This window comes from Xanthomonas sp. SHU 199 (genome assembly GCF_000364665.1).
Taxonomy (GTDB): Bacteria; Pseudomonadota; Gammaproteobacteria; order Xanthomonadales; family Xanthomonadaceae; genus Xanthomonas_A; species Xanthomonas_A sontii.
Genome location: NZ_AQOI01000387.1, coordinates 17539 through 29804, shown reverse-complemented (window position 1 = coordinate 29804; position 12266 = coordinate 17539). Strand labels below are relative to the sequence as shown.

Annotated in this window: 8 protein-coding genes; 4 read left to right on the top strand and 4 right to left on the bottom strand. The window is 68.1% G+C overall.

Annotated elements, in window-relative coordinates; all coding sequences use genetic code 11:
* Positions 1–175 precede the first annotated feature (175 nt).
* Entirely contained in the window at positions 176–2257 is a 2082-nt protein-coding gene (locus D183_RS0112975) for a carbon starvation CstA family protein (RefSeq protein ID WP_017909377.1), read from the top strand.
* The gene (locus tag D183_RS0112970) at positions 2257–2481 is read left to right on the top strand and encodes a YbdD/YjiX family protein (RefSeq protein ID WP_017909376.1); all 225 of its coding nucleotides are present in this window, start codon (positions 2257–2259) and stop codon (positions 2479–2481) included. The genes D183_RS0112975 and D183_RS0112970 overlap by 1 nt, the downstream gene beginning before the upstream one ends.
* A 231-nt stretch (positions 2482–2712) precedes the next feature.
* Here D183_RS0112970 and D183_RS0112965 read toward each other — a convergent pair whose 3' ends face one another.
* Positions 2713–3399 carry an HAD-IA family hydrolase gene (locus tag D183_RS0112965; protein ID WP_017909375.1) on the bottom strand — a complete coding sequence of 229 codons (687 nt, stop codon included), beginning with the start codon at positions 3397–3399 and terminating at the stop codon, positions 2713–2715.
* 349 nt (positions 3400–3748) lie between these two features.
* Between D183_RS0112965 and D183_RS0112960 the strand changes: the two genes are divergently transcribed.
* The gene (locus D183_RS0112960; RefSeq protein WP_017909374.1) at positions 3749–4516 is read left to right on the top strand and encodes an ankyrin repeat domain-containing protein; all 768 of its coding nucleotides are present in this window, start codon (positions 3749–3751) and stop codon (positions 4514–4516) included.
* 34 nt (positions 4517–4550) lie between these two features.
* Entirely contained in the window at positions 4551–5759 is a 1209-nt protein-coding gene (locus D183_RS0112955; RefSeq protein ID WP_017909373.1) for an XVIPCD domain-containing protein, read from the top strand.
* Between the two features lie 202 nt (positions 5760–5961).
* On the opposite strand, the gene D183_RS0112950 is transcribed toward D183_RS0112955, so the two are convergent.
* From D183_RS0112950 to D183_RS0112940, 3 genes are all read right to left on the bottom strand, one after another.
* The gene (locus D183_RS0112950) at positions 5962–7206 is read right to left on the bottom strand and encodes a DUF819 family protein (protein WP_017909372.1); all 1245 of its coding nucleotides are present in this window, start codon (positions 7204–7206) and stop codon (positions 5962–5964) included.
* A 329-nt stretch (positions 7207–7535) separates the two neighbouring features.
* Positions 7536–9605: a S9 family peptidase gene (locus D183_RS0112945; RefSeq protein ID WP_017909371.1), complete on the bottom strand. Its 2070-nt coding sequence runs from the start codon at positions 9603–9605 to the stop codon at positions 7536–7538.
* A gap of 471 nt (positions 9606–10076) precedes the next feature.
* Positions 10077–12017, bottom strand: a complete 1941-nt coding sequence (locus tag D183_RS0112940; protein ID WP_017909370.1) for an OPT family oligopeptide transporter — start codon at positions 12015–12017, stop codon at positions 10077–10079.
* Positions 12018–12266: the final 249 nt, after the last annotated feature.

The following is a 12266-nucleotide window of genomic DNA, read 5'->3' as shown; positions in this document are numbered from 1 at the left end:
CCCCAACCCCTCTCCCGGGGGGAGAGGGGCTCGCGCGCTGCGCCGTCCGTCCCCGCCACACCGTTCGTCACAAGGACTGTCTACGACCAAAGTACTAGCCCCTCGGCCCTCCCCGCCATTGACCCCCCAGGCCATCGGGGCGACCCTTGCGGCAATCTCCGGGGGAGCGTTCTGCATGAAAGGGTTTTCCAAGCTGGCCTGGGCCGCACTCGCCATCCTGGCCGCGTTCTGCCTCGGCACCATCGCCCTGCGCCGCGGCGAACACATCAATGCGCTGTGGATCGTGGTGGCCGCGGTGTCGATCTACCTGATCGCCTACCGCTTCTACAGCCTGTTCATCGCCGACAAGGTGATGCAGCTCGATCCCACCCGGGCCACGCCGGCAGTGCTCAACAACGACGGCCTGGACTACGTGCCGACCAACAAGCACGTGCTGTTCGGCCACCACTTCGCCGCCATCGCCGGCGCCGGACCGCTGGTCGGGCCGGTGCTGGCCGCGCAGATGGGCTACCTGCCCGGCCTGCTGTGGCTGGTGGTCGGCGTGGTGGTCGCCGGCGCGGTGCAGGACTTCATGGTGCTGTTCCTGTCCAGCCGCCGCAACGGCCGCTCGCTCGGCGACCTGGTACGCGAGGAAATGGGTCAGGTGCCCGGCACCATCGCCCTGTTCGGCGCCTTCCTGATCATGATCATCATCCTGGCGGTGCTGGCGATGGTGGTGGTCAAGGCGCTGGCGGAAAGCCCCTGGGGCATGTTCACGGTGATCGCGACCATGCCCATCGCGATCCTGATGGGCGTGTACATGCGCTACATCCGCCCTGGCAAGATCGGCGAGATCTCGGTGGTCGGGCTGATCCTGCTGCTGGCGGCGATCTGGTTCGGCGGCAAGGTCGCCGCCGATCCCACCTGGGGCCCGGCCTTCACCTTCACCGGAACGCAGATCACCTGGATGCTGATCGGCTACGGCTTCGTCGCCTCGGTGCTGCCGGTGTGGCTGCTGCTGGCGCCGCGCGACTACCTATCCACCTTCCTCAAGATCGGCACCATCATTGCCCTGGCGATCGGCATCCTGGTGGTGATGCCGGAGCTGAAGATGCCGGCGCTCACGCAGTTCGCCGCCAGCGGCGACGGCCCGGTGTGGAAGGGCGGCCTGTTCCCGTTCCTGTTCATCACAATCGCCTGCGGCGCGGTCTCCGGCTTCCACGCGCTGATCTCCTCGGGCACCACGCCCAAGCTGCTCGCCAACGAGTCGCACATGCGCTACATCGGCTACGGCGGCATGCTGATGGAATCGTTCGTGGCGGTGATGGCGCTGGTGGCGGCCTCGATCATCGACCCGGGCGTGTACTTCGCGATGAACAGCCCAGCCGCGGTGATCGGCGCCGACGTCGCCGCCGCCGCGCACCACATCAGCACCACCTGGGGCTTCGCCATCACCCCGGAGCAACTGACCGCCACCGCCGCGGCGATCGGCGAACCCACCATCCTGCATCGCGCCGGCGGCGCGCCGACACTAGCGGTGGGCATCGCGCAGATCCTGCACCAGGCCATCCCCAACAGCAGCGACGCGATGATGGCCTTCTGGTACCACTTCGCGATCCTGTTCGAGGCGCTGTTCATCCTCACCGCGGTGGACGCCGGGACCCGCGCCGGACGCTTCATGCTGCAGGACCTGCTCGGCAACTTCATCCCGGCGTTGAAGAAGACCGAGTCGTGGACCGCCAACATCATCGGCACCGCCGGCTGCGTGGCGCTGTGGGGCTACCTGCTGTACACCGGCGTGGTCGATCCGTTCGGCGGCATCCAGACGCTGTGGCCGCTGTTCGGCATCTCCAACCAGATGCTGGCCGGCATCGCGCTGATGCTGGGCACGGTGGTGCTGTTCAAGATGAAGCGCGACCGCTACGCCTGGGTGACCGCGGTGCCGGCGGTGTGGCTGCTGATCTGCACCACCTACGCCGGCCTGATCAAGATCTTCGACCGCAACCCGTCGCAGGGCTTCCTGGCGCAGGCGCACAAGTTCCAGGACGCCATCGCCAGCGGCACCATCACCGCACCGGCCAAGTCGGTGGCGCAGATGCAGCAGATCGTCACCAATGCCTACGTCAACACCGGGCTGACCGTGCTGTTCCTGTGCGTGGTGTTCGCGGTGCTGGTCTACGCGATCAAGACCATTCTTGCCGCGCGCCGCAACCCGCAGCGCAGCGACCGCGAGACCGCGTACGTGGCCTTGCAGCCGCACCAGATGGCGGACCTGTAATGGCCGGCGCCCTGGTTCCGGTCGGGCAGTACCAGGCGCACCGCCGGCTATGGCGGCGCTTGGTGCAGACCGCGCGGCTGTGCTGCGGCATTCCCGACTACGACAACTACGTGCGGCACATGCTGGAAAAGCATCCGGACCGCGAGCCGATGGACTACAAGACCTTCTTCCGCGAGCGCCAGGAGGCGCGGTACGGCGGCAAGAGCGGGTTTCGCTGTTGTTGAAAGGCGGGGATTGGGGAGTCGGGATTGGGGATTGGTGGCTGTAATCGTGATGAAAGTGCGGCGATGCTTGCAATGGGCATCGCCGCTTGGCTGTTGTAGGAACGGCTTCAGCCGTGACGCATTACCGACAAGGCATCGCGGCTAAAGCCGCTCTTACGGAGAAGCACGCGGATGCCATGCACTCGCGGCGCCGCTCCCATTCCCCAATCCCGATTCCCCAATCCCGGCTCTTCAGGCCGCCGCGGCGCGCACCAGTTCCGCATAGGTCTGCGGCAGTTCGCGCATGTGTTCCATCACCGCGGCCACGCCGAGCTGGCGCAGGGTCGCGGCGTGCCCGGCGGGAATGTGCGCGGCGCCGGTAAAGCCGATCACGGTCATGCCCGCGGCCAGCGCGGCGCTGGCACCGGTGGCGCTGTCCTCGATCACCAGGCAGCGTTCCGGCGCCACCTCCAGCGTGCGCGCGGCCAGCAGATACACGTCCGGCGCGGGCTTGGGCCGCGCCACCATGTCGGCGCTGAAGATGCGTTCGCCGACACGCTCATGCAGGCCGGCGCGCGCCACCGAGGCGACCACGCTCTCGCGCATGCTGTTGGAGGCGACCGCCAGCGGCAGCGGCAACGCCAGCAAGGCCTCGCGCACACCGTCGATCGGCTGCACCTCGGCGGCAATCAGCGCCTCCGAGCGTGTGCGGATCTCCTGGCACAGGCCCGGCGGCAGCGCCAGCGCGTACTGCCGTTGCACGCGCTGCACGATTTCCTGTGCGGTGAGGCCGAAGCTGCCCGCAAGAAAGCGTTCCAGTTCGGTCCGCGGCACATAGGCGCCCAGCGCGTCGAGCATCACCCGGTCGGCCAGCACTTCGCTGTCGACGAGCACGCCGTCGCAATCGCTGATCAACAGGTCGAAGGGGGTCGCCGTCATTGCGCGCTCCTTTGGAAAACGTCCATTATGCCGCTGCGCACATGTCCCTCGCCTGTGCGGCGCCTGCAGTCGCGGCAGCGCGGCCAATCCCATGCGCACGCGCTGCACACGCCTGCGGCGCTGCCTGTTCGCCCTGCCCGCTCGCGGCAGCGATCGCATCTCGGTGATATCCCGGCCGCCAAGCGTTTGTTTCTGGTTAAACGATGGACCGCCTGGCGGGATGCCACCAGAGATTCGCAGACCGCGTCACAAAACTGGCACAACACCACTGCGATCCGCTGCTAGCATCGGCAACGGCGCCAGGACGTGCGCCGTCATCCCAGGACCGCGAACAGGAAAGGAGCCTTGCATGCGTACGCCCGTCCCCGCCCTGATCGCACTCGCGACCTCGCTGTTCTTCTCGGTCAGTTGCGCCGCACAGTCCGGCGCCAAGGAGCATTCCGCCATGTCAGCCTCGCTGCAGGATCATTCTGTCGCGTTCCGCGACCCCGCACTCGCCGACATCGCCGCCGCCATCGCGCGCGGCGACGTCGGCCGCATCGCCGCCCTGGCGCCCAGCACGGACCTGTCCGCGCACGGCGACCAGAACGTCACCCTGCTCGAATGGGCCATCTGGAACGAACAGCCGCGCGCGCTGGCGGCGCTGCTCGACGCCGGTGCCGACCCGTCGCTGCCGGGCATGGACCAGGAAACCGTGGTGCACATGGCCGCCATGGCCAAGGATCCGCAATACCTGGAGATCCTGCTGCAGCACGGCGCCCCGGTCGACCCGGTGAGCGCGCGCGCGAACTGGACCCCGCTGTTCCGCGCCGTGCAGAGCAAGCGCGACGCGCAGATCGAACTGCTGCTCAAGGCCGGCGCCGATCCGAAGCGGGTCGACGCCACCGGCAACTCGTTGCTGCACCTGGCCGCGCAGAGCAGCGCCGGCAATCCCTGGGTGCCGAAGCTGCTGCAGGCCGGGGTCGATCCGAGCCTGCGCAACGCCCAGGGCAAGACCTTCCAGGCGTACTTCTTCAACACGCCCGAGCGCCTGCTCAACGCCAACGCGCAGCAGGTCCGCAACGACGTGCGCGCCTGGCTGAGCGCCCACGCCATCCCGTTGGAAGCGAGCCGCTGACGCGGTCGGTCGCCACATTCGCACGGAGCCGCGCATGAACCAGAACGAGCTTTCCCCGTCCGATCCGTCCACCTCCTTCTCCGACGCCGTCCGCGGCCAGCAGCCACAGGCCGTGGACCGGCAACTGCCGCCGCTGCTGCAGGACCTCTACCACACCGCGGCCGAACGCCGCGCCGGCGGCGCCGAGACCTTCGCCGCGCTGCCCGACGGCTGGTCGCGCATGGACGACGCCGCGCTGCAGCGCGCCGGCATCGATCCCAGCCTGCAGCACGACGCCAAGAGCGGCTTCGATGCCGCGTTCTACCGCAACCCGCAGGGCAACGTGGTGCTGGGCTTCTGCGGCACCGACGAACTGAAGGACTGGAAACACAACCTTGGCCAGGGCCTGGGCTTTTCCGACGCGCAGTACGCCTCGGCGATCCAGCTCGGCAGCCAGGCCAAGCAGGCCTTCGGCGACAACCTGCTGATCTCCGGGCACTCGCTGGGCGGCGGCCTGGCCGCGGCCTCGTCGATGGTCAACGACGTGCCGGCGGTGACCTTCAACGCCGCCGGGGTCAACAACAAGACGCTCGAGCGCGAAGGGCTGGATGCCGACGCGGCCAAGGCCTATGCCGCCGACGGGCTGATCCGCGGCTATCACGTCAAGAACGAACTGCTGACCTACCTGCAGGAAGACAACCTGCTGACCCGCGGCCTGATGCCCGACGCCGCCGGCCACCAGATCCAGCTGCCGGAACCGGACCCGCTGTCGTTCGGCCAGCGCCTGATCCCCGGGATGATGCTCAAGCATCGCCTGGACCTGCACGGCATCGATTCGGTGATGAAGGCCGAGGACCTGGCGCAAAACCAGAGCCAGGGTCAGGTCCAGAGCCAGGGGCAATCCGGTTCGCTGTCGACCGGCAGCCGCCTGTTCAACGACGCGGTGGTGCAGTTGGACGGCCAGCGCGACCGGCTCGGCCTGCACGACGACGCAGCCTTCCTCAACACCGCCGCCAGCGTCGCCGCGCGCGCCGGCCAGGACGGCCTGCAGCGCATCGACCAGGTGCTGCCCAGCCGCGATGGCGACCGACTGTTCGCGGTCCAGGGGCAACCGGAGAACCCGGCGCACCTGCGCAGCCAGGTCCAGACCGCGGCCGCGGCCCACGAGCCGTCGCAGGCCAACGTCGGCCAGTTGCAGCAGCAGAACCTGCAGGCGCCGCCGCAGCAGCAGGAAGAACGGCAGCGCAGCGTGGCGATGCAGTAGTCGCCGCCTGCGACTGCATCACGGCAGGCGTCCACGCCGACGCCTGCCGTGGCCTCCACCACCCAGACCAGCAGTTTCGCAGGCACACCGCCGGCCGCAGCGCCATAGATCCACGCCCGCGATGTACGGCAGCAGTCCCAGCGCCGGCCCCCGCATCGCGCTGCCGCACGCGAACAGGCTGCGGCGGTCACGCCGCCGCGGCTCAGCCCGCGCCGGCCATCGCGCGCAGGGTGATGCCGACCAGATAGGCCAGGTACGTGCCGGTGGCGTAGCCCATCGTGCCCAGCAGCACGCCGACCGGGGCCAGCGCCGGGTGGAACGCGGCCGCCACCACCGGCGCCGAGGCCGGGCCGCCGACGTTGCTCTGCGAGCCGATCGCGAAATAGAAGAACGGCACCCGCAGCAGCTTGCCCAGCGCCAGCAGCAGCAGAACGTGCACGATGAGCCAGATCAGGCCGAGCGCGAAGATCCAGGGGCGGTCGAACAGCGCCAGCAGGTCCATCTGCATGCCGATGCAGGCGATCAGGAAATACAGCAGCAGCGTGCCGATGCGCGAGGCGCCGGCGCCCTCGAGCGTGCGTGCGCGGGTGAAGCTGAGCAGCAGGCCGAAGGTGGTCGCCAGCACCACCACCCATACGAAGGGCGAGCCGAGGCTGAACTGCTTGGCCCAACTCACGTTCGCGTCGAACCACGCCGCGGTCGGGGTGGCGATCGCATGCGCCAGGCCGACCGCGCCGAAAGCGACGCCGACGATCAGCATCAGGTCGGTAAGGCTGGCCACGCGTTCGTGCTGGGCCTGGAAGTGGGCGATGCGCTGCTTGAGGTCGTCGATGCCGCGGGTGTCGGCGCCCGTGCGCGCGTCGATCGCCGGCGCACGTTGCGCAAAGAAGATCAGCAGCGCCATCCACACGTAGCCGACGCCGACGTCGACCACCGCGAACTGGCCAAAGGTGGTGGCATCGACCTGGAACACTTCGCGCATCGCCAGCATGTTGGCGCCGCCGCCGATCCAACTGCCGGCCAATGCGGCCATGCCGGCCCAGGTGTCGCCGGCCACGGTCACCGGATGCAGCCACTTCATCACCTGGAACGCGACCACCGCGCCGAGCATGATGCTGAAGGACGCGCCCAGGTACATCGCCACCAGCTTCGGCCCCAGCCGCAGGATGCCCTTGAGATCGATGGTGAGGGTGAGCAGCACCAGCGCCGCCGGCAGCAGCACGTCGCGCGCGACCGGGTTGTAAAGCGAATTGTGTTGTCCGTCGATCAGGCCGACGGTGTTGTAGATGCCCGGGATCAGATAGCACAGCAACAGCGCCGGCACGAAGCCGTAGAAGCGCTTCCAGACTCCCGACGGCCGCGCCGCGGTCCAGAACACCGCACCCAGGGTGGCGGCGATCAGGCCGAAGATGACGATGTCGTTGGTGATCAGGGGCGTCGAGGGCATCGGGCTGTGGGGCGGGGATTCGGGAGTGGGGATTCGGGATTCGTGCGCCGCGGTTGGAGGTTTGGAGGTGTCAACAACGATCGAAAGAGAGCAACAAGCCGCGGGTGAATTCGCAGGAGCGATGCACTGCAAGCGGCCTGTTGTTTTTGTGGGAGGGGCTTCAGCCCCGACGCTTTAGCGGTAAGGCGTCGGGGCTGAAGCCCCTCCCACAAGGGCCATCGGATTACCGGGATCGCGGGAAAATCCCGAATCCCGAATCCCGAATCCCGAATCCCGGGACCTGGGCCGTATCCCAGAAGGGGCCCGGGAAACCCAGGCCCCAGGTCCCCTCACTCCCCGATATGCTGCTTCAGCCAGCCGTTGACCGTGTCGTGCCAGAGGATGCTGTTCTGCGGCTTCAGCACCCAGTGGTTCTCGTCCGGGAAGTACAGGAACTTGGACTCGATGCCCTTGCGCTGCAGCGCGCCGAACGCGGCCAGGCCCTGCTCCATCGGGATGCGGAAATCCTGCTGGCCATGGATCACCAGCATCGGCACCTTCCACTTGTCCACGTGCAGGATCGGGTTGAACTTTTCGTAGCCGGCCGGGTTCTGCCAAGGCGTACCGCCGTTCTCCCACTCGCTGAACCACAGCTCCTCGGTGGCGTAGCCCATCATGCGGTTGTCGAACACGCCGTCGTGGTCGACCAGGCACTTCCACGGCTTGTTCCAGTTGCCGGCCATCCAGTAGACCATGTAGCCGCCGTAGCTGGCGCCGAGCGCGCAGGCCTTGTCGCCGTTGAGGAAGCCGTACTGCTTCTGCGCCGCGTCCCAGCCCTTCTGCAGGTCTTCCAGCGGGCGGTCGCCCCAGTGCTGGCTGATCGCATCGGTGAAGGCCTGGCCGTAGCCGGTGGAACCGTGGAAGTCGATCATCACCACCGCGTAGCCCTGCCCCGCATAGGTCTGCGGGTTCCAGCGATAGCTCCAGCCGTTGCCGAAGCTGCCCTGCGGGCCGCCGTGGATCAGGAACGCCACCGGATAGGTTTTGCCTTCCTGGTAGTTGTACGGCTTGACCACATAGCCGTGCACGGTGTCGTTGTTCCAGCCCTTGAACGAGAACTGCTCGTAGTCGCCGAACTTCACGTCCGGCAGCAGTTCGCCGGCGCTGGGGGTGATGGCGCGCGGCTGCTGGCCATCGGCGTCGGCGACCATGATCTGGTCGCCGCTCTTGAGGCTGTTGCGGGTGAAGGCCAGGGTGGTGCCGGCCAGGACCGGTGAGCCGACGCTGCCGTCGGCGGCCACGGTGCGGACCTTGCCATCGGCCACGTCGACCGCGAACAGCGGGTGCTGGCCCATGTCGTCGGCGGTGGTGTAGACGCTCTTGCCGTCGGCCGAGAGCACGATCTCGCCAGCGGAGCGATCCCACTGCGGGGCGATCTCGCGGGTCTTGCCGCTGGCCACGTCCATCGCCATCAGGCCGAAGCGGTCGGCCTCGAAGCCGGGGCGCTTCATCGCGCGGTAGAACAGCGTCTTGCCGTCGGCGGAGAACACCGGGCCGGCGTCCCAGGCCGGGTTGGACGCGGTCAGGTTGACCGGCGCTGCCTTGCCGGCCGCGTCCAGCCGGTACAGGTCGAAGTTGGTCGACCACGGCTCCTCGCGGCCGGCCACGCGCACGCTGGCGACCAGCGACTGCCCGTCCGGCGCCCAGGTGTAGTCCTCACTGCCGCCGAACGGCTTGGAGGGGATGTCGCCGGCCAGGGTCACGCTCACCGCAGAGGCGCCGGCCACCGGCTTGGCCTTGGCGCCGGCCGGCAGCGGCGCGACGAACAGGCTGTTGCGGCGACCGTCGTTCCAGGTATCCCAGTGGCGCACGAACAACTGGTCGAACACCACGCCGGTGGCCTTGGACTGCTTCTTGGCGTCCAGGCGCTTCTGCGTGCAGGCCAGGTCCGAACCGCAGTCCTGGAACACGCCGGCGCTGAAGGCCACCCGGTCGCCCTGCGGGGCGATGCGGTAGCTGTCCACGTCCAGCGCGAAATCGGTGAGCTGGCGCGGCGCGCCGCCGGCCAGCGGCAGCGCGTACAGCTGCTGGCGGCCGGACTTGGCGCTGAGGAAGTACACGGTCTTGCCGTCGGCCGACAGTTCCGGCGAGTTGACGTTCCAGCCTTCCGGGGTCAGCCGCTTCGGCGGCGCCGCATCGCGGGTGCGCAGGTCGCGCAGCCACAGGCTGGTGCTGGACTTCTCCAGCGCCTTGTCCATCTGCCGCTTGGCGAAGATCACCGTGCCGCCGTCGGGCGTCAGCAGCGGCGAGGACACCCGGTCCAGCGCGACCATGTCGCGAACTTCGAAACCGCGGGTGGCGGCCAGCGCGGGCAGCGCGGTCAGCAGGGCCAGGGGCAGCAAGGCGTAGCGCAAGGTCATCGGGCGTCTCCGGAACACGGCAAAACGTCGATGGTAGGGGCCGCGGTGGGCGTGGCGCAAAGGACTGAAGTCATGGAGGGGCCGGGATTGGGGAATCGGGATTGGGGATTGGGAAGCGCGGGGCGCTGGCTCGGCTGTGATTACGAAGACCCGCACTGACCCGGTTTCGGATAGCAAGCGGACAGTGGCCATACCGCGGCCGGATGAGCGTGGTGGATCGGGAGTGGCCGCGAGGCGCTGGTACCGCGAAGTGCAGCAGGCCGGTGCCGAAGCTGGCCTCGGTGGTGAGGCGGACCGCGGGAGGCGCACGCGGCCGGGGCAAGATTCGGTCTTTGCGACACACGCGGCGTGGAGCAGCCAGCGAGAAGCTGATGGGATCGGCACGTGCGGCGCGCGGGCCCGGCCGGAAAAAGCGAAGCCCGGCGCGGGGCCGGGCTTCGGATGTTGCGTTGCAGGAGGCGATTGCGCCGGTTACGCGCGCGGCGCGGCCGCGGCTTCGCCCTTGCGGCCGGTGCGGTACAGCAGCCAGCCGACGAAGGCCAGCAGCGCCAGGCCGTACCACTGGTTGAGGTGATAGGCCTCGGGAAGCGCCAGCACGTTCTTGTTGTTGGTGATGACGATCGGAAGCGCAATGCCGATGCCCATCAACGCCTCGCCGGTGATAAGACCCGCTGAAAACAACACGCCTGGACGATGCACGCGATCTCGCCCTTCCTCGTCATCGGCGCGAATCTTGTGGAAACGCTCGACCAAGTGGGCGATCAGGCCACCAAGGAAGATCGGCACCATCAGCTCCAGCGGCAGGTAGATGCCGATCGCCGCGGCGAGCACCGGCACGCGAAAGCGCTTGCCCGTCTTCTTCAACCATTCGTCAAACGCGATGATCGCCGCACCGACACCGGCGCCGATCGCAATCATCGTCCACGGCAGTGTCCCACCGAACAGACCCTTGGCTACCGAGGCCATCAACACCGCCTGGGGGGCCGGAAGCGTCTTGCTGCCGATCCCGTACGCCTCTGCGAGCAGGTTCAGCACCGGCGCCATGATCAGCGCACAGGAGAATGCGCCGATGGCCAGCATCAACTGCTGCTTCCATGGCGTGGCGCCGACCAGGTAGCCGGTCTTCAGATCCTGCAGGTTGTCGCCGCCGACCGCCGCGGCGCAGCACACCACTGCGCCGATCATGATCGCGGCGACCGCGCCGATCGGCGAATCGCGCCCGAGCAGCAGCACCAGCACCGCCGAGGCGAACAGGATGGTGGAGATGGTGATGCCGGAGACCGGGTTGTTCGACGAGCCGATCAGGCCGGCCAGGTAGCCGGACACCGAGACGAACAGGAAACCGGCGACGATCATGATGAGGGTCATCGGCACGCTGACGTGCCACTGGCCGACGATGGCCTGGTACAGGCCCAGCAGCGGCAGCGTGCATAGCAGCAGCGCGACCAGCATCCACTTCATCGGCAGGTCGCGGTCGGTCTCGGCCACCGCGGCGCCGCCGGTGCTCTTGCGCGCCGCGGCGAAGCCGCTCTTGACGCCCGACAGCAGCGACTTGCGCAGCGAGAACAGCGTCCACACGCCGCCGATCAGCATCGCACCCACACCGAGGTAGCGGACTTTTTCGCCCCAGATCCCAAACGCAGCCTCGGCCGCCGGCGCATTGGCCAGGCTCTGCGCCAGCGCCGGGTCGGAGCCCATGAAGAACTGCTGATAGAGCGGGATGGCGATATGCCAGGACAGGATCGAGCCGGACAGCACCACGATGCCGACGTTGAGCCCGACGATGTAGCCCACGCCCAGCAACGCCGGCGACAGATTGGTGCCGACGTAGCCGACCATCTTGCTGCTGCCGATGTACGCGGCCTGCGCCCAGGTATCCGGAATCACCTTCAGGCCGCTGGCCGCGCCGAGCTTGACCAACCCGCCGATCGCCGCCGACAGACCCAGGATCTTCAGCCCCGGCCCGGGATTCTCACCGGCCTTGAGCACTTCCGCGGCGGCCTTGCCCTCCGGGAACGGCAGCGGATCCTCGACGATCATCGAGCGCCGCAGCGGCACCGAGAACAGCACCCCGAGCAGGCCGCCCATGCCGGCGATGCCTAGCACCCACCAGTACTTGAAGTCCGGCCAGTAGCCCATGATCACCAGCGCCGGGATGGTGAAGATCACCCCGGCCGCGATCGAGGAACCGGCCGAGGCGCCGGTCTGCACGATGTTGTTCTCGAGGATGGAGCCGCCGCCGAGCAGGCGCAGCACGCCCATCGACACCACCGCCGCCGGAATCGCGGTGGCGATGGTCAGGCCGGCGAACAGACCGAGGTAGGCATTGGCGGCGGACAGCACCACGGCCAGCACGATCGCCAGCACCACGGCACGGAACGTGAGCTGGCGCGGCGCGGCAGCGTTGTTCATGGTTACCCCTGAAACGACAAAAACGCTTTGCACGCTAGCGTCTGGGGCCGGGCAAGTCCAGCATCGCGGTGCCCAGCTTGTGGCACATGCCTGGGGGGCCGGGATTGGGGATTGGGGATTGGGGATTCGTAGAAGCGGCAGTGCTCAGGGGCGGACGGTTGCTCCTCTCGCACCGGGATGTGGGTTGGGGTGAGGGTTCGGCAGCAAGCAGGTCACCCACCTTTTCGTGCCGGCCTGCCCCTCATCCGC